We start from the raw sequence: 23,101 nt of genomic DNA, 5'->3' as shown, positions 1-23,101 counted from the left end.
GGCCGGTGTTTTTTTGGCGAATAGGACCTCGGGATGCAGGAATATCGGCCGCCTGCTCCGCGAACGCATTTATGCTAGAATGATAGAGAGTCCGAGCCGGGAGGGAAGCTTCGAGATGAACGCCGAAGTCAAGACAGAAGAGCAGAAAAAAAAGGAATCACGCAACCGTCGTCACTTCAGCATCCGGCTGAACGTTTTTTTCATGCTCACCTTTCTCCTATTTTCCATGCTGATCGTACGGCTGGCGTATCTCCAGTTCGTCGAAGGCCCGAGCCTCAAGGAACGCCAGACGAGCTTGATCACGAAGGGCGTGTCCATCCCGCCGATCCGCGGCAATATTTACGATTCCAAAGGACAGCGAATCGCCTATTCCATCTCTACGCAGTCCCTTTACTTCACGCTGAAGACGGGCATGAAGCAGGAGACGGCGGAGGGAATGGCCGCGAAGCTCGTGAAGCTGTTCAACGATAAGGGCGATCCGGCGGCCGAGCCGATGACGGCGGAGGACGTCGTCAAAGCCATGGATATCAAGGGAAGAACGCATCTGCCGTTCCAGCAGCGACGGATCAAGTCCGGACTGACGAAGGAAGAGATCGCCTACCTCAGCGAGCATCGCGACGAATATCCGGACGTGGAGATCGTGGAGGAGAGCATCCGCCAATACAGTCCGGACCGGGTCGCCGCGCAGCTGGTCGGTTATATGGCCAAGATGAAGGGCGCCAAGCAGAATCTCGATTTTTACAAAAAAATCAACGAGGATCAGTCCGATCCGGCGCTGAAATACTTGGATACGGAGGATGTCGGCTACGACGGCATCGAGCTCATGTACCAGAAGGAGCTGCGCGGCCTGAACGGCTACAAGTCCTACCAGATCGACAGCATGAGCCGGATCGTCGGGGACATGAAGCTGACCAAGCCGGTCAAGGGGCAGAACCTTTATCTTACGATCAACCGCAACGTGCAGCTCACCGCGCAGCAAGCGATCCTCGACCAGATCGCGACGACCCGCGCGTCTACGGTCAAGACGCTGAAGGACGCGCAGCCGACGACGGGCTATGCGGTCGCGATCGAGGTGGCTACGGGCAAGGTCGTGGCGATGGCGAGCATGCCGGATTACGACACGAATGTATGGCAGGGCGGCATCAGTCAAGAGGAGCTTGACGCGATCACGCCTGCGATGGGCAACGGCGCGATTCGCGAGGTGTTCCCGCCATACGACGATCCGAAGGAGCGCTCGCAGCATCCGACGTCGCTCGTGCCGCTGGGCTCCACGCAGAAGCCGCTGACGATTCTGACCGGGCTCATGGAAAAGTTGATCACGCCTTCGTCTACATGGACGGATCCGGGCTACTTCAAATTCGGGCGCGACGATCAGGCTGAAGTCCAGAATGCGGGACGCTCGTACAACGGCGAGCTGACGCCTACGAGGGCGATCGCCAAGTCTTCGAATGCGTTTATGGCCAAAATGGTAGGTAACGCGCTGTATATCAAATATAAGAAAGAAAGCGTCGACATCTGGGATAAGCACATGAAGGAGTTCGGCCTAGGCGTCAAAACCGGCAGCGGACTGCCGAAGGAATCGCCGGGCATCGTGGATTATTTCAACAGCGCGACGCGGGACAGCTACCAGTCCGCGATGATCTACTCCTCGTTCGGCCAGCAGGGCAAGTATACGGCGCTGCAGCTCGCCCAGTACGCCGCGACGCTCGCCAGCCACGGCAAGCGGATGAAGCCGCTGTTCGTCGACCATACGACGGACGCGGACGGCACCGTCGTGACGACGATGAAGCCCGAGGTGCTGAACGAGATCAAGCTGCCCGATTCGTACTGGAAGACGATCGAAAACGGCATGGCACAGGTCAAGGTGGAAGGCTTCGAAGGCGTGCGCTACGACTTCTACCGCAAGACCGGCACGTCGCAGCAGCAGGGCGTCGGCAAGCGCAAGTTCGTCGAGAACGCCGTCTTCATCTCGTTCGCCCCGCAGGATAAGCCGAAGCTCGCGGTCGCGGTCATCGTGCCGGACGGCGGGTACGGCGGCTGGGGCGCGGCGCCGATCGCGCGCAAGATTTTCGACGCGTACGACGCCGAGGTCGGCCTGACGGACGCAGGTCCAAGGCCGCCGATCGTGACGAACGTGGCGGTCGACATGACGCAGCAGCCTTAAAAGATTGGCGTTCGGGCCGATGCCCGATCCGCCCCCGGCCCATCGCTTCGACGCGGCGGGTCGGGGGCTTGTCGTTTTTTACCCCTCGATTATGTTAGAATGACTTAGATTGCAAGCAGGCTGCGGCCGCATCAGAAGGAGTGGTAGGCTAGGTGGTCAGATACAAGCTGCTGGCGCTCGATCTGGACGGGACGCTGCTGAACGACCGGCAGGAGATCAGCGAGGAAAACAAGAAATGGATTCAAAAAGCGAGCGAGGCCGGCGTGACGGTCATCGCATCGACGGGACGCGGCTTCCCGACGGCGCTGCCGATCGTCGAGCAGCTCGGGCTGCAGACGCCGATGATCACGGTCAACGGCGGGGAGATCTGGACGAAGCCGAACAGCATCCACCGGCGCATCCCGATGGACACGGAAAAGATCATGAAGCTGCACATGCTTGCGGAGCGGCACCCGGTCGCCTGGTTCTGGGCGTACGCGACGGACGGTATTTACAACAAGGAAAAATGGGTAGACGATACGTATTCGCGCACGTGGCTCAAATTCGGCTACTACGACGAGGACGCGTCGGTCATTGCAAAGCTGTGGGAAGAGCTGCTGACGTGGGAGGGCCTGGAGCTGAGCAATTCGTCGCCCTTCAACATCGAGGTGAACCCCGCGGGCGTGAGCAAGGCGGCGGCGATCGAAGAGGTGTGCCGCATGATCGGCTGCGACATCTCCGAAGCCGTAGCGGTCGGCGACAGCCTGAACGATCTGGCGGCGATTCGCGCGGCGGGTCTCGGCGTCGCGATGGGCAACGCGCAGGACGCCGTCAAGGCCGAAGCGGACGTCGTGACGGGCACGAACAACGAGCACGGCGTGGCGCAAGTGATTCAAAATTATATTTTAAAGGCGTGATGTCCGAATGGATATTTTGGGCTGGGTACTCGTCATCGCGTTGTTCGCGATCGGTCTAGCAGGCGCTGTCTATCCGATTCTGCCCGGGGCGCTGGCGATCTATTTCGCCTTCTTCGTCTACGGCTGGTTTTTCTCGTTCGAGCCGTTCGGCTGGTGGTTCTGGAGCTTTCAGACGCTGATCGTCATTATTTTGTTCGTCGCGGATTACGTGGTGAACGCTTGGGGCGTCAAGCGCTTCGGCGGATCCAAGGCGAGCGTCTGGGGCAGCACGATCGGGGTGCTCATCGGGCCGTTCGTCATCCCCGCCTTCGGCCTGATCATCGGCCCGTTCGCAGGCGCCTTCCTGGGCGAGCTCGTGAGCGGATCGAACGTAAAAAAGGCGATGCTCGTCGGCTGGGGCTCGCTCGTCGGGCTGTTCACCAGCACGGTGGCGAAGGTCATCTTCCAGGTGGCGATGATCGTCATCTTCTTCATCTGGCTAATCTAGCGATAGGACTGATACCCGTAGATGGTTAAAAAGGATTCGCTTATCAAAGGCACGCTGATCCTGACGGCGGCGGCGCTCATCGCCCGCGTCATCGGGATCTTTCAGCGCGTGCCGCTCGAGCATGTGATGGACGAGGTGGGCAACAGCGCGTTCGGCATTTCGAATACGGTCTATTTGTTGCTATTAGTTGTCGCTACCGCCGGTATTCCGAGCGCGATCAGCAAGATGGTATCGGAGCGCGTCGAGCTCGGCAGGGGCAACGAGGTCAAGCGCATCTATCGTGCGGCAATGAAGTTCGGCATGATCGCCGGCCTCGTCCTGACGATCGGATTGCTGCTTTTGGCTCCAGTCTATACGTGGCTGGCCGGCACGCAGCATGCGACGCTGGCGATCCGCGCGATCGCCCCTTCGCTGCTGCTGTTCCCGGTCATCGCGATGATGCGCGGCTACTTCCAGGGCCGTCAGCTCATGATGGCGGGCGGCGTGTCCCAGGTCGTCGAGCAGATCGCCCGCGTTGTCACGGCAATCGGTTTCGTATTTGCCTTGCACGGCTGGGGCTACGGCAATGAAAAGATGGCCGCAGGCGGCGCGCTGGGAAGCGTCGTCGGCAGCGTCGGCGCGTTCGCCGTCATGGTGTATTACGGCGTCAAGCTGAGAAAAAGCGACGAGCGAACAGGCGAGCTGGAACGCGCGGAACGATCCCCGGGTAGAGGCGCGGCGGGCGGTCCTCCGGTGCTGCGCAGCAACCGGGATATTTACCGGGCGATCTTCCGTATCTCCATTCCGATTCTGGTGACGGCGATGACCGTACAGGCGATCTATATGATTGACCAGACGCTTTTGACCCGGCTGAGCGAGTGGCGCTTCGGCGAGGAAAAGACGCTGACGTGGCTCGCTTATCTGACGACCAACGCACAATCGATCGCCGGCATCCCCCCGGTGCTCGCGATCGCGCTCAGCCAATCGATTCTGCCGGTGCTCTCGGCGGCATACGCTTCCGGAGACCGATCGCGGGTCGAGAAACAGGCGACGCTCGCGCTCCGAATCGGCATTTTCTCGGGGATGCCCCTCGTACTGCTTATGACGGTTGGCGCCCATGCAGTTAACGGATCGCTGTTTTCCACGCCCGACGCCAGCTTGATCGTCGGCATGCTGGCAGGCGGTACCATTTTCCAGATCACGATGATGACATCGAACTCGATACTGTATGGACTCGGCCAGCAGCGACTCGCGATGAAGCATACGCTTGTGGGCATTTTCATCAAGCTGGTGCTGTCGCTCATCCTGACGCCGCTGTTCGGCGTTTACGGCCTTGTCACGGCGACAGCGCTCTGCTTCATGTTCTCGACGATGACCAACATGATGTCCATCCGCAAGCGCGCCGGCGTCCGCGCGCTCGGAGACCGCTGGACGGGCTTCGCGGCGACGGTACTGATTCTTTCCGCGGCGGGCGGCGCTCTCGTATATGCCGTGCTTCACCTGGCCGCGCCGCTCGGCTGGAAGTGGCCGTATCTGCTCGCCACCGGCGCGCTCGGTTTGCTCATCTGCGCCGTGTATCCGGTGCTGCTCACGGCGTTCGGCGTGCTTCGCGCTGACGACCTCGATTCTTATCCGGCGCGCATCCGGCGCGTGCTGCGTCCGTTCCTGCGCTTCGCGCGGGGCGGGCGAGCGACGAAAGGCACTGCTTAAACTGTTAAAGCGAATCGTAAAAAGGCCACGTCCGTATGGACGTGGCCTTTTCATGGGGACTAACGCTTTTATTTTCGCTTGATTTTTCGGCGTCATTATTGATAATTTATGGATGTCGGATGGAATTCTGGTAATCGAGATAACCGCTTCAAAATCGAAAAACGAGGAGCGAAAAGCGATGACTGAAAATGCCGCGCAAGATCGCCGGGCAGCTGCCAGTCCGATCGGGCGGAGAGTGGCGAGCGTGTTCATTCCGGTAAAGGATATCGAACGGTCGCGGGCCTGGTACTGCAGGCTGCTCGGATTTGAGGAAAGCGAACGCGACATTTTGTTCGGCCATATTTGCGTGCTGCCGCTGGACGGCACCGACGTCATCCTCGATACGATGCCGAAGTGGGGCGGTGCCGAGCCGGGCGGCGCGGCGGCGATCGAGACGCCCGTGCTGATGCTGCCGACGGCAGATCTCGAGGCTTCGCTCGCTTTCGTCGACGCGCTCGGCGCGGAACGGCTTACGGATATCGAAGACGGCCACTGGTTCGTGTTCAAGGACCTCGACGGCAACAAGCTGATGATCTGCAAGGAATGAACGGGCGGTCGCGTCCCGGTTCACGCTTCGGGCCGCGACGCCCGCCGCTTAAGGCTTTCCAGCGCGAGCGCCGCGACCTGGAGCTTGCGCTGGCCGAACGCATGCTCATGCGTCATGACGAAGTTGATCGGCGCCCGCAGCGACCTCAAGTGCTTGAGGACATTCAGATCGACCAGCCAATCCCCATCGCTCACGCTTCCGAGCGGCCGGTCGGGCCAGGCGTCTGCGAGCCTGGGGCTGTACCAGGCCCGTTCGTCTTCCCCGTTAGTCTCCTTCGGACGATCCCCTTGCCCTGCTCCCGCCGTGAACCGTTCCGGCCAATAGTCTGCCCGCGAGCCCGTATGGCCGACCGTCTCCGCAAAAGCCAGCGCCCCTCCCAGCACTTTCGGGTACGCGAACAGCATGGCGTACAGGCTTTTGCCGAACGCGATGCGTTCATCGACGTTCGTGAACGACTCCAATACGCGGCCGGCCAGCACGCTGTCCGCGGATTCTTCCCCGCCGTCCGGCGCGACTGCGCGGGCTGTGCCCGGCTCCCCGAGCCGCAAACGCGCGGCCCGTACGCCGCCTAGCGGCACGACCACTTGCTGCAGCTGCAAGGGACGCATGCCTTTGAACGCCGCGGAGCCGAGCACGGTATCCTTGTACGCGGGATCCTGGACGACGCGCCGTTCGATCACGTGCTGCTCGTTCACGATAAGGGCGACCGTCAGCGCGGTCGGATCCCGTTCGATCCAGAAGCGCTCCCAAAACGGCCGCATGAACGCGGACACGCCGAAGGCGGGCAGCAGCGCAAACCGGCTGCGCCCCGCCCGGCGGCTCTCCGCGTATAGACGCAGCTGCGGATAGGCGTCGCGGAAGATGAGCGCGTTGCAGGATTCGAGCATGCCGAACAAGGTCGCTCTGTCCCGGTGCGTGAGCAGCTTCGGCAGCCAGGCGCCCTGCAGGTCGGTCATGTTCCATCCGCCGTTGCGGGACACCAGATGCGCGAGCAGCGCCCAATGCAGCTCCGGCAAAGCTTTGTACATTTCCATATAGGCAGCCGTGCGCGTCACGTTGTTGCGATTGTACGCCTCCGTCTCATCCCGGATGCAGGCAACGAGCGACGCGTTGGTCGCATCCAGGTGGGAGGAGGCGCCGCGCCAACCCCGATTGATCGCTCCGCTCAGCTCCGATTCGGCCCAGGCGGCGATTCCTTTGGGCAGGCGAAGCGATGAACGCGGACGAGCGAGCCTGACGGATTCCAGCAGCGCCGCTCCCTTAATAGCCGCGCCTTTAACCAACCCGCGGGTCACGGCGGCCCATGCCGGTTGCTCCGGACGCTCGCTGCTTTTCCGGTAAGCGCCGGTCGTATCTTCGATCGTCATCTCCCCCTCTCGCGATGAATCGTTCTATTTGGAAGGATTTCCAAATGTCGCGTCGAACTATCCATAACCGGGTATCAATTATTGGATATCATTGGATGGTTATAATCGGGAGGGGATGGGTTCGTGGTAAAAATGAAGTCGCGCGGATTGGGGATGGCATTGGTCGCCCTCCTGATCATCGTGCTCGTCGGCTGTCAGGCCGTGGGCGGCGTCAATTTGAACGAGATGCTGACCAAGCAGCTGGACGTCCGTTCGTCGGCGGGCAGCGGGTCTCTCGAGGTTCAACTGAATTGGGACGAGGAAGCGATCGCGGCCGAAGACGAAGAGACGCAGCGGTTGATTAAGCTTTTCAGCCGAATCAAGCTGCAGCTCGATCAAGTGCGGTCGGATGAAAAAGGCAATATGAATGCGAGCGGCAGTCTCTCCCTGAACGATCGGACGATTCCGTTCGCGCTGCAGATCGACCCGACGACCGCGGTATTAACGGTCGAGGGCGCTAAGCGGCCTCTCGTATTGGATGCAGCAGAGCTTCAGGCGGGCGCGATCCCAGGGGAGGATCTGTTCCCGGGAATTGGCGATATGACGTCCCAAGTCGCCGAGCAGGCGGTAAGGGACGCGGTGAAGCAGGTCGCGTCCTTCGTGGTCGGGCATCTGCCGAATCCGCCGAAGATTCAGGCCGAAGCGGTTCAGGTGCCGATCAACGGCACGCCGACCGACCTGATGAAGGTGCATGCCGAGTTGAACGGCAAGGAGCTGGGCGAACTGATTCCGGTATTCCTCGATTCGGTGCTTTCGGACGGTCAAGGCGTGAAGAGCCTGATCGAAAAGCTCGCCGCATGGGTGTCGGATCTGCCGCAGGATCTGAAGGACGCGATCGGCATCGTGCCCGAAGACACCGATTGGACGCCGGAGGAACTGACGGACGCAGCGCAAACCGTGATGGACGGCGTGAAGGAGCTGCGCGACGAATATGAAGAGGCGAGCTCGGAGGAAGATTGGCAGCAGGCGTTCAACGAAGCGCTGACGTTCAAGGGCGACTTTTACGCCGACAAATCCCTGCACGTCCGCAAATCCGACGTCGAGATCGCGCTTGACGCGAGCTTGTTCGGAGAGGAAGACATCCCGCTCAAGAGCTTGGTCATCCGCACCTCCCAAGAGGCCTGGAACATCAACGAGGATCAAGGGCTCGGCGAGGTAAAGGTACCTGCGAACGCCATGGACGTCGAGGAACTGGCGGCCATGAAGCCGCGTAAACTGCTCGGTCAGCTGAGCGCGAATTCGGCCGTGTACGGCTTGCTCAAAAACGACCTGCAAATCGACGACCAATCGTTCACGTTGAGCTCGGAGTGGGGCGTGCCGTTCGCGAGCGACGACGACGGCAACCTGTACTTGCCGGTCAAGGAGACGATGCGCGAGTTCGGCAATCCGATCGCGTTCGACGCGGCGCGCAAGCAAATTCGCTTCTACGACGAACCGACGATCCAGGAGTTCGTGCTCACGCTCGGCTCGGATCAGGCGCTCGTTAACGGCGAGACCGTGCAGCTTCAGTCGCCGGTCGCCCGGCTTGGAGGCGTCTCGTACATGAGCGCGGACGACCTGCTCGGCATGCTGCACGCGACCTATACGCTCACCGATGGCTATGACGGCGAACAACTGCTCGAAGTGAAGCGGGATCTGTAACGCGCCTCAGGTTTTAAAGGCATGATTCCTTTGGCGGGCGGCGGTTGTAAGGCGAGGGGAACGGGCGTATAATGACCGTTAACGACACGGACGCCGATCCCGGCGCTCGTCCAAGGAGGTTATGCGGCATGGAGAAAATCACGAACGAGTCCGACTTCAGGGCGCGCGTAGGCGCGGATGGTTTGACGGTGGCGGTATTCAAGACGACCTGGTGTCCGGATTGCCACTTCATCGATCCGTTCATGCCCGCGGTAGAAGAAGCCTATGCCGATCGGCTCCGGCTGATCGAGGTCGACCGCGACGATCTGCCCGACCTGTGCAGCGAGCTGAACATTCTCGGCATCCCGAGCTTCATTGCCTTCCGCGAGGGACGCGAGTTGATCCGCTTCGTCAGCAAGCTTCGCAAATCGCGCGAAGAGATCGAGCAGTTCTTGGACCGCGCGGTGGCGGTGTCCGCCGAGATCGCGCCGAAGGCTTGACCGTGCCGGCCTGCGGGCCGGCGAAACGGCCGAGATAGCCGAAAAAATCGGGTATCGGCGCTCCGCGGACCGGCGAAACGGTCGTGATAGCCCGAAAAAATGGCTATCGGCGCTCCGCGGACCGGCGAAACGGTCGTGATAGCCGAAAAAATCGGCTATCGGCGCTCTGCGGACCGGCGAAACGGCCGAGATAGCCGAAAAAATCGGCTATCGGCGCTCTGCGGACCGGCGAAACGGTCGAGATAGCCGAAAAAAACGGTTATCAGTCCTCTCTTTGGCCTGCTTTTCGCCAGCGCCCGTCCGGGCTTAGCCTCGCATAACGAAACACGGGACGATGCAGGAAACACCTGCTTTTTCCCGTGTTTCTTTATGCGTCAACGAGGCCTCGCCGATCAAATTCGACGCCTTTGTGACACTCTTCACAATGTTCGGGACCGTTCACAGTTTGAACATAGCATTGACCGCAATCGCTCGGGTATAATGAAAACGGGCTGAAGCCGACTACTTCATTATAGAAATTAGGGATGGAATATGACTGCTAGAGCTTACAGGCTGCTGGCCTTGTGGAGCTGCATCGGCATGCTGCTCGTGCTCATCGCCGGCGTCGTCGTCACCAATACCGAATCCGGCCGCGGCTGCGGAACGGACTGGCCGTTATGCAACGGGAAGTTCATACCCGCCTATACGGTCGAATCGATCGTCGAATACACCCACCGCGCGGTAAGCGGTCTCGAAGGCTTCCTGGTCCTCGCCGTTTTCCTGCTCACCATGCGCCTGAAGCCGGCGAGCGGAGAGGCTCGCATGTACGCGGGCGCCGCGCTGCTTTTCACCATCTTCCAGGCCGTGCTTGGGATGTTGGCCGTCATCATGCCGACGTCGGACGCCGTGCTCGCCATTCACTTCGGCATCTCGATGATCGCGTTTACCAGTACGTGGTTGTTGTACGCTTGGGCCAGACGCTGGGACCGCGCGCTTCGGGCCGGGGATGCCGGGGCATGGCCGATTCCCAAAGCGACCGTCCCTGCGCCCGGTTCGCTTGACGGCGGACGGCAGGGCGGCTCCGCTGCGAAGATTCGTCCAAGCTTCGCGGGCGCCGGCGCGTCTGCCGTCTCCGTGCCTGCCGGCCTGTTCGGTTGGATCTTGTCGGTTATTATTTATTGCTATGCGGTTGTTTACTTAGGCGCCTACGTGCGCCATACCGATTCGGCGGGCGGCTGCATCGGCTGGCCGCTCTGCAACGGCGAAGTCGTGCCGGAGCTGAGCGGCGCGACAGGGATCGTTTTCCTGCACCGGGTAGGCGCGATCTTGCTGTTCCTCTTCATCGCCGCGATCGTGCTGCTCGTCCGGCGGCGCACCGGCGGACACGAGGAGCTGACGCGGATCGGCTACGTATCGCTCGCGCTCGTCATCCTGCAGAGCCTGAGCGGCTGGCTGCTTACCGCCACGCTCGAGCACCACGACGTATACGTCTTTACCAGTTTATTGCATACGATCATCATATCCATCTTGTTCAGCGCGCTGTGTCTATGGGCCATCCGCGCCTGGCAGCTATCCCGTCGCTGACGTCATTGGAGGAATCATATGAGTTTTTCTTCGCTTCGTCCTTTTTTGGAAATGCTGAGGAAAGAGGGCGACCTGGCGGTCATCGAGACGCCGGTCGATCCCGTGCTGGAGATCGCCGAGATACATCGCCGGGTCATCGATTCAGAGGGCCCGGCTTTGCTGTTCACGAATGTCAAAGGCGCCGCCTTCCCGGTCGTCACCAACTTGTTCGGGACGAGCCGCCGCGTGGATCAGGCGTTCGGTCCGCGGCCCGAGCAGCTCGTGAACCGGTTGATCGGCGCGATGGACACGCTAATGCCGCCGACGTTGCCCGCGCTCTGGCGGGAGAAGGATATGCTGCTGGACCTGATGAAGGTCGGCATGAAGAAAGTATCGCAGGACGCGGCGCCGGTGCTCGGCGTCGCGAAGCGCGAGCGGCCGCTGGCCGGACTGCCGGCGCTTACCTGCTGGCAGGAGGACGGCGGCCCGTTCATCACGCTGCCGCTCGTCTACACCGAGTCCCCGGCGCACGGCAAGAAGCATAATCTCGGCATGTACCGGATGCAGGTGTACGACGATTCGACGACCGGCATGCACTGGCAGATTCACAAGGGCGGCGGTTTCCACTATCACGAGGCGGAGCAGATGAACCGCGCGCTGCCGGTATCCGTCTTCCTCGGCGGTCCGCCCGCGCTCATCGCTTCGGCGATCGCGCCCGCGCCCGAAGGGCTGCCGGAGCTGCTGCTGACTTCGCTCATCTTGGGCGGCAAGCTCCCGATGGCGGAGGATCCGCTCGGCGGCCATCGCATCCCGGCAGAGGCCGAGTTCGCGATCAAGGGCAGCGTGCCGCCGCATCTGCGCCGCCCCGAGGGGCCGTTCGGCGATCACTTCGGCTATTACTCGCTGACGCATGACTTTCCGGTGTTTAACGTCGACCATGTCTGGCACCGCAAGGACGCGATCTATCCGGCGACGATCGTCGGCAAGCCACGCCAGGAGGACTATTACCTAGGCGAGTTTCTGCAGCGGCTGCTGTCGCCGGCGTTTCCGATGGTCATGCCGGGCATCCGCAGCCTGTGGACATACGCCGAGACCGGCTTCCACGCTCTCGCGTCCGCCGTCGTCCGCGAGAGCTATTCGCGCGAGGCGCTCGGCACGGCGTTCAGCATCCTCGGACAGGGGCAGCTGTCGCTGACCAAATTCCTCATGCTGACGGACCGTCCAGTCGAGCTGGAGCATTTTTCCGAGCTGCTGACGACGGTGCTGGAGCGGTTCGACCCGCTAAAGGACCTGTTCGTGTTCGACAATACGTCGCACGACACGCTGGACTACACCGGCCGCAGGCTCAATCACGGCTCGAAGGCCGTCATGCTGGGCGTCGGCGATCCGATCCGCGAACTGCCGCACACGTATGCGGGCGGGGATCTGCCGGGCATCGCGGACATCCGCGTCTTCGGCCCGGGCTGTCTCGTCGTTCGCGGCGACGCGTTCGAGCGCGAGCCGGAGCTGGCGGAGCGGCTCGCGGAGGCGCTGTCCGCGCACGACGGCTGGCAGTGGCCGCTCGTCGTGCTGGCGGACGACGCCGGGATCGCGGAGTCCGAGCGGCAGTTTCTCTGGACCGTGTTCACGCGGTTCAACCCTGCGCATGACATGTACGCCAAGACGATCGCGAGCCGTCATCACATCGGTTACGCACTGCCGATCGTCATCGACGCGCGCATGAAGCCGGGCTATCCGGACGAGTTGTTCCCGCGCGAGGACATCGTGAAGCTCGTGGACGACAGGTGGCGGGAGTACGGGATTCGCAAGTCTTAATACGAGCACAGGGCGGGACGCATTTTTGCGTCCCGTTTTGACGAACGGAGGCGGAGTCGAATGATGGATATCGCGAGTCTTGCAACGGCGATCCGACTGCATGAGGACGCATCGGCGCTCGTGCTGGACTATGATCGGTTAGAGAGCGGCGACTTTCCCGCGCACAAAGCTTTTTTTCAAAACGATCGCGAAGCCATGCTGGCTTCGGTCAGGCAGCGGGCGGATCGCAGGCCATTCTTCTTGTACTTCTTTATGAAAATGGCCGTGGACGCTTATGCGGAGTACCGGTTGAGAGAAATCCCGGACGAGGTATATTTCGAGACGTTCTCGGATATCCGGATCTGGAGCGAGGTTTGCAAGGCGACGTTCGGGGAATACGGCATCGAGGAATCGGGCTGGCTGCAGGAGCATGTGCGCCTTGCTTTGTTCCGGCTCGGTCGGCTGCAGTTTCAGCCGATCCCGCTCGATCGCGATTTGATCGTAGGAGATCGGAAGTTCGCGAAAGGAGACCTCGTGCTGAACGTCCACATCCCAGCGGGCGAGCCGTTGGAGCCGCAGGCGGCGCTGGCGTCCTTCGCGCAAGCGCGCGCCTTTTTCCGGGGCGTGCCGCCGGTATTCGTCTGCCATTCCTGGCTGCTGTACCCGGGCCTGGACCAACTGCTGGACCCGGCCTCGAACATCATGCAGTTCCAGCGACTGTTTGCGATCTATGAGGTGGACGAGGCGTCCAGGCAAGCGGAGGAACGGATCTTCGGCGCGCTGCAGGCCGATCCTGCCGCCTACGACGCGAGCACCGGCCTGCAGCGGCGGGCCAAGGCGCGCTTGGTTGCGGGAGGCAAGCTGGGAGCCGGATTGGGTATTTTCGCACATCATTGAAGAAGGCGGGGAGCGGGAGGCAAAAGAGCAAGCTAGAAAAGTACCGTTAGAACGCGAAGACTTCCCGCGGCCACCGCTGCAAGCGAGAAAAGCACCGCTGCAGCGACCAAGCTCCCATGTAAGCGAGAAAAGCGCCTTTACAGCGCCCAAACTTCCCGTTGCCGCAGCTGCAAGCTAGAAAACCAACGCTGCAGCGCTCAAACGCCACGCGCGCTCCCGCACGATTCCAAACATGCAAATACAAAAAAGTCAGGGAGATTTCTCCCTGACTTTTTCGCATAATGCCAATGCCTCACAAGATCGGCGACAGCAGCCGCGAGATCGATTCCTTGAACTTGATCCGCAGCGGCCGGCTGCGGTACTTCTCGATCGTCAGCAGCTCCGACACGGCGATGTCCTGCTTGAACGCTTCGACGAGGCGCAAGGAGACGTTCGCGTCGTAAATGAACGCGTTGACCTCGAAGTTCAGCTTGAAGCTGCGCACGTCCGTGTTCGCGGTGCCGACGGAGGCGATCTCTTGATCCACGACGAGCGTCTTGGCATGGATGAAGCCGTTTTTGTACAAATAAACGTTCGCGCCGGTCTCGAGCAGCTCCCCGATATTGTAAAGCGTCGCCCAGTAGATGAACATATGGTCGGGCTTGTCCGGGATCATGACGTGGACGTGGACGCCGGACAGGACGGCGATCCGCAGCGCTTCGAGCATGCTCGCGTCCGGGATGAAGTACGGGCTCTGCAAATAGATCGAATGCTTCGCGGAAGCGATCATCTTGATGTAGCCCTGCTTGATGTGCTCCAATCTGGAGTTGGGACCGCTGGCTACGATTTGCATGCCGACCTCTCCCGCGGGGGCATCCTCCGGGAACAGCTCCTGCTCGTAAATGATGTCGTGCTTGCGGGTCGCTTGGTTCCAGTCGAGGATGAAGCGCGTCTGAAGGCTGTGCACCGCCGACCCGCGGATGCGAAGATGCGTGTCCCGCCAGTAGCCGAACTTCGGGTCGAGCCCCAGGTACTCGTTGCCGACGTTGAAGCCGCCCACATAGCCGATTCGGCCGTCCATGATGACCAGCTTGCGGTGGTTGCGGTAGTTCATCCGCAGGTTGAAGACGCGGAATCGCGAAGGGAAGAAGGCAGCCGCTTCGCCGCCGGCTTCGATGAGCGGCCGCAGCATGCGCTTGCTCAATCGCCGCGAGCCGAGCTCGTCGTACAGCAGGCGAACCTTGACGCCCTGCTTGGCTTTGGCGGTCAATGCGTCCAGCACCTCGCGTCCGAGGCTGTCGCAGCGGAAGATGTACGTTTGAAAATGGACCGTCTCGGTCGCCGCGGCGATATCCGCGAGCAGCCGGTCGAACTTGGCCCGCCCGTCCGTAAGGGTCTCCACTTCGTTGTCCTGGCTCCACAAGGCCCGGCTCCCTTTCAGATGAAGATGGATCAGGTCGGCGTGCCGAGAGGCAATCTTACCGAGAGAACGCATCGAATCGGGGGAGCCTAGCGAGTCGAGCTGAGCCTGCGACAAGTTGCGGATGCCGATCTTGTCCAGGTCGCCCCATTTGAACAGCTTCACTCTTCTATAGTCCTGGGCCAGGAACAGGTACATAATGAAGCCGAGAATCGGGATGAAGTAGAGGACGAGCAGCCATGCCCACGTCGAACCGATATCGCGGCGCCCCTGAAAGACGACGAAGACGGCAAAGATCATGTTCAGCACGAGAAACAGTCCGAGAATGATCGAAGTTACGCTCACCGTTTTTCCTCCTCGTCTCTCTTAAACGCTAGCAAGGCTGTACGCGACATGCGTGGCAGCACCTTTCGTCCGCGGTGTCCGTTAGATGACTTTGGTCGTCCACGCTTCGCCGTTCCAGACGTCCGTCGCGACCTCGCGGTAAAATTCAGGCTCGTGGCTGATGAGCAAGATACTGCCTTTATATGCTTTGAGCGCGCGCTTCAGCTCTTCTTTGGCGTCGACGTCCAGGTGGTTCGTCGGTTCGTCGAGCACGAGCAGGTTCGATTCGCGGTTGATCAGCTTGCACAGCCGCACCTTGGCCTTCTCGCCGCCGCTCAGCACGGAGATGCGGCTCTCGATATGCTTGGTCGTCAGTCCGCACTTGGCGAGCGCCGCCCGCACCTCGAACTGCGTCATCGACGGAAACTCGCGCCATACCGACTCGATGCAGGTGTCGTCCGCGCCGCCTTTGACTTCTTGCTCGAAGTAGCCGACGAATTGGTTGTCCCCGCGCTCCACGGAGCCGGCCAGCGACGGAATCTCGCCGAGCAGGCTGCGCAGCAGCGTCGTCTTGCCGATGCCGTTGGCGCCGACAAGGGCGACCTTCTGGCCCCGCTCCATGAGCAGATCCACCGGACGGCTGAGCGGCTCGTCGTAGCCGATGACGAGGCCCTTTGCCTCGAAGATAAGGCGGCTCGAGGTCCGCGCTTCTTTGAAGTTGAACTCCGGCTTCGGCTTCTCCTTGGCCAGCTCGATGACGTCCATGGCGTCGAGCTTTTTCTGCCTAGACATCGCCATGTTCCGCGTGGACACGCGCGCTTTGTTCCGGGCGACGAAGTCCTTGAGGTCCGCGATCTCCTGCTGCTGCCGCTTGTAGGCCGACTCGAGCTGCGACTTCTTCGCCTCGTGCAGGGTCAAGAAGTTGTCGTAGTCGCCGACGTAGCGGGAGAGCTGCTGATTTTCCATATGGTAGATGAGGTTAATGACGCTGTTCAGGAACGGAATATCGTGCGAGATGAGAATAAAGGCGTTCTCGTATTCCTGCAAATAACGCTTGAGCCACTCGATATGCTGCTCGTCCAGGTAGTTGGTGGGCTCGTCCAGCAGGAGGATGTCCGGCTTTTCCAGCAGCAGCTTGGCGAGCAGCACCTTGGTTCGTTGGCCGCCGCTCAGATCGTTGACGTCCCGCTCGAGGCCGATGTCGGCCAGTCCGAGGCCGCGGGCGATCTCCTCCACCTTGGCGTCGATCAGGTAAAAGTCGTTGGTGTTCAAGATGTCCTGAATCTCGCCGACCTCCTCCAGCAGGCGCTCGAGCTCCTCGGGCTCTACGTCGCCCATCCGCTCGTACATCCCGTTCATCTCGGCTTCGAGATCGTTCAAGTACTGGAAGGCCGTCTTTAGCGCATCGCGGATCGTCATGCCCTTGGCCAGCACCGAGTGCTGGTCGAGATAGCCTACGCGGACCTTGCGCGCCCACTCGACCTTGCCGGCGTCGGGCTCCAGCTTGCCCATCACGATGTTCATGAAGGTCGATTTGCCCTCGCCGTTAGCGCCGACGAGGCCGACATGCTCGCCCTTTAAGAGACGGAAGGACACGTCGTTAAAAATCGCCCGGTCGCCGAAGCCGTGGCTCAAGTTTTGCACGTTCAATATGCTCATGGGAATTCCCCTTTTATATCGTGGTAGTATGGCGCTTTCTGAGCACCAAGTACCATTATAGTCGGCGCCGGGGACATAGGGAAGATTTATTGATGGAAAAAGAAGCGGCGACGGGAGGAGCCGTCGAAGGATCCACGATGAATACGGCGCCGGCCGCCGTCCTCCAGCAAATAGGACATGCGCTTTAGAAGAAGGGGCGCCGCCGTGCTCAGTCCGATCGCCGTCCATTCGCCGCTGCCTTTATGCTTGGCGACGGCATAGATCAGGGTACTCATTAAGATATCGTACAGCACGAACGCGCGGATCCGCGATGAGGGAATGACGATCATTACATAAGGCTGCGCGGTGCGGGGGACGGGGGCAGAATCGAGCAAGCCGGTCACTCCTCTCTTTTGCGGGTGCAACGGTCCAGCTTATTCACGCGGGATTGTCCGCTATGCTTGCTCGCGGAAGAGGCGGCGGCATGCGATTAAACGGTTTTGCGCAGTTGAGTCGGGATTCCCCGATGCGGTACAATGAGAAAATAGGCGAATGGCGCGATTCCTTCTTTTAGATTCGATATATGCCGCGCCGGTTGGAGGCCTACTATGTTGCGAGCTTTATTCGGCGAACCCCCTTACGATTGGGGCGGACCGGTTCGAAATACGATCGACGCGATGGAGCGCTTCGCGCTGCTGATGCAGGAGCAAGGAGAAGGGGACTCGGTCGAAGCGGCGCGAATCCGCAAGTACCAGATTTGGACCGAAGGCCTGCTTCGCTCGCTGGACGAATTGGAGTCGAGCCGCTACGCGGCGCTGCGGTTCGCCAAGATGCTGAACGTGACCTCGTTCGAGGAGATGACGCCGGAGGACCGGCTGAACTATTACAATCATATCTACTTCGATAAAAATGCGTTTATCCGCCTGTTCTCGGTGCTCGACAAGCTCGGCACGCTGATGAACGAGTACTTGGGGCTCGATACGGAAAACCGGATGGAGAACCACTTTTCCTTCTTTACGGTGCTTCGCAACATGCGGCACAACGGGTTGCATCCCGAGCTGGCCGAGAAGCTGGAGGCGCTGTACGAGCCGCGGCGCGAGACGATGGGCCGGCTGCGCAGAAGGCGCAACATGGAGATTCATCAGATGAACGCGGAGCTCCAGGACGACCTGCTCCAGGTGCTGAACGTGAAGCGCGAACAGCCGCACCTCGAGAACATCGACGAGAACATGGACGACCTGAACGAGGGCTGGGAGCTCGTGTATCTTGCGCTCGCGCTCGTGTTCAACCATATGTGCAAAAAAGCGAAGAAACAGACGCATCACGCTTAAGGAGCGATCGCAAGTGGGGAAGCTGGCAGGAAGGACGGCGCTGGTAACGGGCAGCGCCAAGGGGCTCGGCAGGCGGACCGCGCTCGAGCTGGCCGGACTCGGCTGCGACGTGGCCGTGAACTACGTGAACAGCCGCGACGAGGCGCTGCGCGTCTGCGCGGAGATCGAGGCGATGGGCAGGCGCGCGATCGCCGTACAGGCGGACATCGCCAAGGCCGAGGACACGGAGCGGCTGGTGCGGACGGCCGAGGAGCGGCTCGGCGGCGTAGACATCCTCGTCAACAGCGCGGGACCGTTCATCCGCAAGCGCAAGCTGTTCGCCGACTATTCCGCCGAGGAGATCGACTTCCTGATGAACGGCAACCTGGTCGGCACGATGCATATGGACCTTCAGGTGCTCCCGGGCATGCGCGAGCGGGGCTGGGGACGCATCATCCACTTCGGCTTCGGGCATGCGGCCGAGGCGAGATCCTGGCCGCACCGCGCCGTTTACGCGGCAGCCAAGGTCGGGCTCGTCTCCTTCACCAAGACGCTTGCCGTCGAAGAGGCGGCCAGCGGCATCACGGTGAACATGATCTGCCCGGGCGACATCCGCGGCAGCTTCAAGGAAAAGGGCATCGCGGACGCCGCTGGCGTGCTGGACGAGGAGTCCCCGCGCGGGAGGCCGGGCACCGGCGAGGACGTCGCCCGCGTCATCGGCTTCCTGTGCCTGCCCGAATCCGACTTCGTGACGGGCAATACGATCGACGTCTCCGGCGGCTTGGACCCGATCAAGAGCAACGTGCGGCGCGCCAAGGACGAATGACACAAAGAAGCCCCGCGCCGCCGGCGGTGAGCCGGACGGGCAGGGCTTCGAACGTTCCCGCGAGGGAATATTAGAATACTTGTACGACTTCCTCGATGCCTTCGACTTCCTCGAGCAGAGCGCGCTCGATACCGGCCTTCAGCGTGATCGTGGAGCTCGGGCAGCTGCCGCAAGCGCCCATCAGGCGAAGCTTGACGATGCCGTCCTCTACGTCGACCAGTTCGACGTCTCCGCCGTCGCGCTGCAGGAACGGGCGCAACTTGTCGAGTACTTCGAGCACCTCGTCGTACTTCGTTGCTTCTTGAACGTTGTCACTCACAATCATCCACTCCCTTCTTCAGCTTATTATAATACAAATTGCGCGCAATTAAAATGGATGTCTCCGAGAAAGGAGTATGGCGATGAATATCGTTGAATTTTGCGTCAGCAACGCTCACCACGGCACCGATCGGCTCATCGACAAGCTGAATAAGCTGCCGGACTTGGAGACGATCGAATACGGCTGCCTGGGCAACTGCGGCGAGTGCTACCTGTCCCCGTACGTGATGGTGAACGGCGAGACGGTCGTCGCCGAGACGGCGGACGCGCTGTACGACGCGATTCTCGAGGAACTGGGCAGCCAGGACGAGCACCGCAAAGCGCTCGACAAGCTGCTGGACGATCTCTAACTCAGGCCGTCCGGTTCCGGATTTTAACCGAAGTGGCGGCGGCTCTTCCAGAGCACGCCGCTCTTCAGCATGCGCGGCACGCGTCCCATGATCGGCGTATGGCCCATGATGCCGAAGCCGGACTTTTTGCCGAGCGAGCCGAGCGTACCGCGCAGCCTGATCTTGGGCAGATGGATGCCCTTGCCGTGCACGCGCGCGGACAGTACGTGCGCGACCTGCTTGCCCTGCGCTTGCGCGAGCTGCGCGCTCGGCGAGAAGGGCTGGCTCGAGCAGTCGCCGATGACGAATACGTTCGGCGCGTCCGGCAGCTCGTGGTACTCGTTCACGACGAGGCGTCCGGCCTTGTCCTTGGCGTATTCGAGCCGCTGGATGAGTTCGACGGGCTGGATGCCCGCGGTCCATACCGTCACGTCCGACGCGATGTCGCCGGTCGCCGTATGGATGACGCCTTCGCCGATGCTCGTCGTCGTGATATGCGACAGCATCTCGACGTTGTGCTCGCGGAACCAGTCGGCGACGAACGATTGGAGCTTGCCCGGGAAGCCGGACATAACGCTCGGACCGCGGTCTACGATGCGGATATTAAGGTCGGGACGGCTCTCGCGCAGCTCGGCGGCCACTTCGACGCCGCTCAGTCCGCCGCCGATGATCGAGATTTGCCCGTACGGCGCCGTATTGTTCAGCATCTGGTACGTTTTTCGCGTGGCCCCCAACGACTGGATGCTGCATGCGAACTCGGCGGCGCCGTCGATGCCGTGATAGTTGTCCGTGCAGCCGAGCGCGAGCACCAGATAATCGTAGGTCAACGGATCGCGCTCGGTAAAAGCGATGCGACGGTCCGCCGGCGAGATCCCCGTCACTTCGCCATGTATGATCTCGAGCTGCGGATGCTTCGGGTATTCGACGCGAATATCCAGGTCGGAGGACGTACCCGCGGCGAGCGCGTAGTATTCGGTTTTCAATCCTTGGAACGGCATGCGGTCGACGAGAAGGATCCGAACGTCCGAGGGAAGCTTCTCCTCGATCAGCTCGTTCACCAGCGTCAGGCCGCCGTAGCCGCCGCCTAGAATGACGATATTGCTCACATTAAACGACTCCTTTAAAACGCCTTCTATTCGTAGACCTTGACTTCGTTGTAGAGCGTATCGCGTTCTACGGGGATTCTACCCGCTCCCTTGATGAGCCAAACGAGGTCTTCCCTCGTGATGCCGGCCGGCGTGAGCGCGCCCGCTGCATGGCTGATACGCTCCTTCACGATCGTCCCGTGCGCGTCGGAGGCGCCCATCGTAAGCGCCACTTGCGTGAGCTGCGTCCCGATATTAATGAAGTAAGCCTTGACGTGCTGGAAGTTGTCCAGCATCAGACGGCCGATCGCGATCGCCTTCAGGTCGTCGAACGCGGAGTTGCGGCGGCGGATGCCCGCCTTCGGGCTCGTCGGCTGCATGGACAGCGGGATAAATACCTGGAATCCGCCCGTCTCGTCCTGCAGCTCGCGCAGCTGCAGCATATGCTGCACGCGCTCTTCGACCGATTCGACGGGGCCGTACAGCATCGTCGTCGGCGTCCGCATGCCGAGCTGGTGCGCGGTACGGTGGACTTCAAGGTACTCTGAAATGCCGGCCTTTTCGACGCGCATCTTGTCCCGGTACTGATCCGACAGAATCTCCGCTCCGCCGCCGGTGAGCGACTCGAGACCGACGTCCATGAGGCGCTTCAGCACTTCGCGGTAGGACAGACCCGAGATGCGGGAGTAAAAATCGATCTCCGCGGCCGTATAAGCCTTGATCGTCACCTGCGGGTAGCGCTCCTTCAGCGCGCGGATCGATTCTACGTAGTATTCGAAGGGGACATGCGGGTTATGACCGCCGACGATGTGGAATTCTCTGGCCGTCGGCGTGATGTGCTGATCGACGTAGGCGAACATCTCTTCGGGCGTCAGCGTATAAGCGCCCTCTTCGCCCTGGTCCTTGCGGAAGCTGCAGAAGGCGCAGTGGGACTCGCACACGTTGGTGAAGTAGAGGCTCATGGTCTCGGTAAAATAAACCTTTTTGCCGTTCTTCTTCAGGTTGACTTCGTTGGCCAACTGGCCGATGGTAAGCAGGTCTTCGGACCGATACAGGTGCACGCCGTCTTCGAGGGACAGCCTGGCGCCGGAACGAACCTTGTCCGCGATCTCCGCCATGCGCCGGTCGGGATGCGTCGTTACGAGTGTCATGGGAATCATGACCTCCTCCGGATGGAATGGGATAAGCCAGCGCCGGGGTAGCGGTAGCGGCTTGTCGATTGAGTTTGTGAAAAAAGGTACATAAGGAAATGAAAAAATACTGCATGAACACACTATTAGCATTATAAGCTTCCTCCGTGTGCAGGGCAATACAATTCGGGCAGGTATATTTCATCCGAAAAGTGGGAATGACCTTGAATAATAAACAAATTATGGTACTGTATTAGAAGATCAATCGAATAAAAGGGAGCCAAAAGGAATGACAAAACCCGATGTTCTGCCGCTTCAGGAATTGGAGCAGCTTGAGCAATCCGACATGATCGCAACGCTGCAACAATACCGCGCAACCTATACGATCAAAGATCTGACGCAAGCTTGGGGGTTAAACAACCCGATTCAATATTATATGTGGCTTCGCAAGCACCAGATATACGAACAGCTCGTTCGCCGGACGGACAAGTTCGAGCCGACCAAGGAATGGAAGCGCACGCGGGACGCGGACGCGCAGCAGGGAGACGACAGGCGGATCAAAGGGCTGCCGGCGGACCAGTTCCGGTACGGCATCGACACCGAATCGAGCGGGCCGGAGCTTGCGATGGTGTTCCGCAGGCTGGCTGATTTTCTGGCCAACGAGACGGGCAGCTTCCGCTGCAGGATCGAGCTGAAGGCGATCCAGATGCCGGCGGCCGCCTTGGCCGAGTGGAAGGACGAAGAACCGGGCGCGTGAGCGCCCGGTTTTTTTTGTATGAGTCCGATGGGTCCATACGGGAAATTAACGCGGAGCTTTCGCTCAATCGTCCACGATCTCGATGTCCATGTTATACAGCAGCGACGTCGCTTCCGGCAGCATGAACTTCGCCTTCTGGATGCGGTTTTGCGTCGGATTGATCGCGTAGCCCGTGGCGCGGGAGAAGTCGGCGCCGGTCAGCGTCGTATCGCCGAACAGGCTCTCGGCAAGGTCCGAGCCGGCGAAGCTCGTGCCGGCGAGATCGGCTTCCCTGAAGTCGGCGTTTTTGGCCATGCAATCGACGATCGCGCAGCCGGGCAGCTTAAGCCCGATAAAGGTAGAGTGGCTGATCGTGCATTGGTCAAAGCTAAGCATGCGTCGTCCCGCCGTTCTCGGCCAATCGG

Annotated in this window: 22 protein-coding genes; 14 read left to right on the top strand and 8 right to left on the bottom strand. The window is 60.7% G+C overall.

The genetic code is table 11. The features are described from left to right. Window positions 1-115: 115 nt before the first annotated feature. From BM235_RS06305 to BM235_RS06285, 5 genes are all read left to right on the top strand, one after another. Window positions 116-2,164, top strand: a complete 2,049-nt coding sequence (locus tag BM235_RS06305) for a peptidoglycan D,D-transpeptidase FtsI family protein (RefSeq protein WP_090110655.1) — start codon at window positions 116-118, stop codon at window positions 2,162-2,164. 152 nt (window positions 2,165-2,316) lie between these two features. Beyond that, complete coding sequence (locus BM235_RS06300; protein WP_090110653.1) at window positions 2,317-3,060, top strand: Cof-type HAD-IIB family hydrolase; 744 nt, start codon at window positions 2,317-2,319, stop codon at window positions 3,058-3,060. A 7-nt stretch (window positions 3,061-3,067) separates the two neighbouring features. Next, the gene (locus BM235_RS06295) at window positions 3,068-3,547 is read left to right on the top strand and encodes a DUF456 domain-containing protein (RefSeq protein WP_090110652.1); all 480 of its coding nucleotides are present in this window, start codon (window positions 3,068-3,070) and stop codon (window positions 3,545-3,547) included. A gap of 21 nt (window positions 3,548-3,568) precedes the next feature. Continuing rightward, complete coding sequence (locus BM235_RS06290; protein ID WP_090110650.1) at window positions 3,569-5,236, top strand: putative polysaccharide biosynthesis protein; 1,668 nt, start codon at window positions 3,569-3,571, stop codon at window positions 5,234-5,236. Window positions 5,237-5,414: 178 nt separating this feature from the next. Then, window positions 5,415-5,822: a VOC family protein gene (locus tag BM235_RS06285; RefSeq protein ID WP_090110647.1), complete on the top strand. Its 408-nt coding sequence runs from the start codon at window positions 5,415-5,417 to the stop codon at window positions 5,820-5,822. 20 nt (window positions 5,823-5,842) lie between these two features. On the opposite strand, the gene BM235_RS06280 is transcribed toward BM235_RS06285, so the two are convergent. Next, complete coding sequence (locus tag BM235_RS06280) at window positions 5,843-7,189, bottom strand: DUF2515 family protein (RefSeq protein WP_090110645.1); 1,347 nt, start codon at window positions 7,187-7,189, stop codon at window positions 5,843-5,845. Between the two features lie 132 nt (window positions 7,190-7,321). Between BM235_RS06280 and BM235_RS06275 the strand changes: the two genes are divergently transcribed. From BM235_RS06275 to BM235_RS06255, 5 genes are all read left to right on the top strand, one after another. Next, a complete protein-coding gene (locus BM235_RS06275; protein ID WP_255374130.1) occupies window positions 7,322-8,869 on the top strand; it encodes a stalk domain-containing protein in 1,548 nt (515 codons plus the stop codon). A 128-nt stretch (window positions 8,870-8,997) separates the two neighbouring features. Further along, complete coding sequence (locus BM235_RS06270; RefSeq protein WP_090110641.1) at window positions 8,998-9,348, top strand: thioredoxin family protein; 351 nt, start codon at window positions 8,998-9,000, stop codon at window positions 9,346-9,348. A 531-nt stretch (window positions 9,349-9,879) separates the two neighbouring features. After that, on the top strand, window positions 9,880-10,911 hold the full coding sequence (locus tag BM235_RS06265; protein ID WP_177244196.1) for a COX15/CtaA family protein: 1,032 nt from the start codon (window positions 9,880-9,882) through the stop codon (window positions 10,909-10,911). A gap of 18 nt (window positions 10,912-10,929) precedes the next feature. Beyond that, window positions 10,930-12,705, top strand: a complete 1,776-nt coding sequence (locus BM235_RS06260) for a UbiD family decarboxylase (protein ID WP_090110637.1) — start codon at window positions 10,930-10,932, stop codon at window positions 12,703-12,705. A gap of 60 nt (window positions 12,706-12,765) precedes the next feature. Then, the gene (locus BM235_RS06255; protein WP_090110635.1) at window positions 12,766-13,581 is read left to right on the top strand and encodes an acyltransferase domain-containing protein; all 816 of its coding nucleotides are present in this window, start codon (window positions 12,766-12,768) and stop codon (window positions 13,579-13,581) included. A 292-nt stretch (window positions 13,582-13,873) separates the two neighbouring features. Here BM235_RS06255 and cls read toward each other — a convergent pair whose 3' ends face one another. The 3 genes from cls to BM235_RS06240 form a co-directional block, all read right to left on the bottom strand. Beyond that, on the bottom strand, window positions 13,874-15,325 hold the full coding sequence (gene cls, locus BM235_RS06250) for a cardiolipin synthase (protein ID WP_090110633.1): 1,452 nt from the start codon (window positions 15,323-15,325) through the stop codon (window positions 13,874-13,876). An 81-nt stretch (window positions 15,326-15,406) separates the two neighbouring features. Further along, window positions 15,407-16,963: an ABC-F family ATP-binding cassette domain-containing protein gene (locus tag BM235_RS06245; protein WP_090110631.1), complete on the bottom strand. Its 1,557-nt coding sequence runs from the start codon at window positions 16,961-16,963 to the stop codon at window positions 15,407-15,409. 86 nt (window positions 16,964-17,049) lie between these two features. Beyond that, window positions 17,050-17,337 (bottom strand): hypothetical protein, encoded by a 288-nt coding sequence (locus tag BM235_RS06240; RefSeq protein ID WP_090110629.1) that lies wholly within the window; start codon window positions 17,335-17,337, stop codon window positions 17,050-17,052. Window positions 17,338-17,550: 213 nt separating this feature from the next. Here BM235_RS06240 and BM235_RS06235 point away from each other — a divergent pair, with 213 nt between their 5' ends. After that, the gene (locus tag BM235_RS06235; protein WP_090110627.1) at window positions 17,551-18,273 is read left to right on the top strand and encodes a Cthe_2314 family HEPN domain-containing protein; all 723 of its coding nucleotides are present in this window, start codon (window positions 17,551-17,553) and stop codon (window positions 18,271-18,273) included. 22 nt (window positions 18,274-18,295) lie between these two features. After that, on the top strand, window positions 18,296-19,078 hold the full coding sequence (locus BM235_RS06230) for an SDR family oxidoreductase (protein WP_090111074.1): 783 nt from the start codon (window positions 18,296-18,298) through the stop codon (window positions 19,076-19,078). A 70-nt stretch (window positions 19,079-19,148) separates the two neighbouring features. On the opposite strand, the gene BM235_RS06225 is transcribed toward BM235_RS06230, so the two are convergent. Further along, a complete protein-coding gene (locus BM235_RS06225) occupies window positions 19,149-19,397 on the bottom strand; it encodes a NifU family protein (RefSeq protein ID WP_090111072.1) in 249 nt (82 codons plus the stop codon). 82 nt (window positions 19,398-19,479) lie between these two features. Here BM235_RS06225 and BM235_RS06220 point away from each other — a divergent pair, with 82 nt between their 5' ends. Next, the gene (locus BM235_RS06220; protein ID WP_090110625.1) at window positions 19,480-19,746 is read left to right on the top strand and encodes a YuzB family protein; all 267 of its coding nucleotides are present in this window, start codon (window positions 19,480-19,482) and stop codon (window positions 19,744-19,746) included. Window positions 19,747-19,769: 23 nt separating this feature from the next. On the opposite strand, the gene BM235_RS06215 is transcribed toward BM235_RS06220, so the two are convergent. Both BM235_RS06215 and mqnE read right to left on the bottom strand, forming a co-directional pair. Next, window positions 19,770-20,831, bottom strand: coding sequence for an NAD(P)/FAD-dependent oxidoreductase (locus BM235_RS06215; RefSeq protein WP_090110624.1), 1,062 nt, complete (start codon window positions 20,829-20,831; stop codon window positions 19,770-19,772). A 26-nt stretch (window positions 20,832-20,857) separates the two neighbouring features. Beyond that, window positions 20,858-21,961 (bottom strand): aminofutalosine synthase MqnE, encoded by a 1,104-nt coding sequence (gene mqnE, locus BM235_RS06210; RefSeq protein ID WP_090110622.1) that lies wholly within the window; start codon window positions 21,959-21,961, stop codon window positions 20,858-20,860. Between the two features lie 268 nt (window positions 21,962-22,229). Here mqnE and BM235_RS06205 point away from each other — a divergent pair, with 268 nt between their 5' ends. Beyond that, the gene (locus BM235_RS06205; protein WP_090110620.1) at window positions 22,230-22,697 is read left to right on the top strand and encodes a hypothetical protein; all 468 of its coding nucleotides are present in this window, start codon (window positions 22,230-22,232) and stop codon (window positions 22,695-22,697) included. Window positions 22,698-22,760: 63 nt separating this feature from the next. Here the strand turns inward: BM235_RS06205 and BM235_RS32830 are convergent, their stop codons facing one another. Beyond that, window positions 22,761-23,072 carry a pentapeptide repeat-containing protein gene (locus tag BM235_RS32830; RefSeq protein ID WP_304441393.1) on the bottom strand — a complete coding sequence of 104 codons (312 nt, stop codon included), beginning with the start codon at window positions 23,070-23,072 and terminating at the stop codon, window positions 22,761-22,763. Window positions 23,073-23,101 lie beyond the last annotated feature (29 nt).

It is taken from the genome of Cohnella sp. OV330, assembly GCF_900112065.1.
Taxonomy (GTDB): domain Bacteria; phylum Bacillota; class Bacilli; order Paenibacillales; family Paenibacillaceae; genus Cohnella.
The sequence above is the reverse complement of the archived record's forward strand: the minus strand, read 5'-3'. Positions and strand labels throughout refer to the sequence as shown.

Bases quoted from the DNA above. Each gene is read 5' to 3' on its own strand.
- BM235_RS06245 (WP_090110631.1), bottom strand. From the start codon at position 16,963: ATGAGCATATTGAACGTGCAAAACTTGAGCCACGGCTTCGGCGACCGG.
- BM235_RS06260 (WP_090110637.1), top strand. From the start codon at position 10,930: ATGAGTTTTTCTTCGCTTCGTCCTTTTTTGGAAATGCTGAGGAAAGAG.
- BM235_RS06235 (WP_090110627.1), top strand. From the start codon at position 17,551: ATGTTGCGAGCTTTATTCGGCGAACCCCCTTACGATTGGGGCGGACCG.
- BM235_RS32830 (WP_304441393.1), bottom strand. From the start codon at position 23,072: ATGCTTAGCTTTGACCAATGCACGATCAGCCACTCTACCTTTATCGGG.
- BM235_RS06275 (WP_255374130.1), top strand. From the start codon at position 7,322: ATGAAGTCGCGCGGATTGGGGATGGCATTGGTCGCCCTCCTGATCATC.
- mqnE (WP_090110622.1), bottom strand. From the start codon at position 21,961: ATGACACTCGTAACGACGCATCCCGACCGGCGCATGGCGGAGATCGCG.
- BM235_RS06280 (WP_090110645.1), bottom strand. From the start codon at position 7,189: ATGACGATCGAAGATACGACCGGCGCTTACCGGAAAAGCAGCGAGCGT.
- BM235_RS06285 (WP_090110647.1), top strand. From the start codon at position 5,415: ATGACTGAAAATGCCGCGCAAGATCGCCGGGCAGCTGCCAGTCCGATC.
- BM235_RS06265 (WP_177244196.1), top strand. From the start codon at position 9,880: ATGACTGCTAGAGCTTACAGGCTGCTGGCCTTGTGGAGCTGCATCGGC.
- BM235_RS06305 (WP_090110655.1), top strand. From the start codon at position 116: ATGAACGCCGAAGTCAAGACAGAAGAGCAGAAAAAAAAGGAATCACGC.
- BM235_RS06255 (WP_090110635.1), top strand. From the start codon at position 12,766: ATGATGGATATCGCGAGTCTTGCAACGGCGATCCGACTGCATGAGGAC.
- BM235_RS06220 (WP_090110625.1), top strand. From the start codon at position 19,480: ATGAATATCGTTGAATTTTGCGTCAGCAACGCTCACCACGGCACCGAT.
- BM235_RS06205 (WP_090110620.1), top strand. From the start codon at position 22,230: ATGACAAAACCCGATGTTCTGCCGCTTCAGGAATTGGAGCAGCTTGAG.
- BM235_RS06290 (WP_090110650.1), top strand. From the start codon at position 3,569: ATGGTTAAAAAGGATTCGCTTATCAAAGGCACGCTGATCCTGACGGCG.
- BM235_RS06270 (WP_090110641.1), top strand. From the start codon at position 8,998: ATGGAGAAAATCACGAACGAGTCCGACTTCAGGGCGCGCGTAGGCGCG.
- BM235_RS06295 (WP_090110652.1), top strand. From the start codon at position 3,068: ATGGATATTTTGGGCTGGGTACTCGTCATCGCGTTGTTCGCGATCGGT.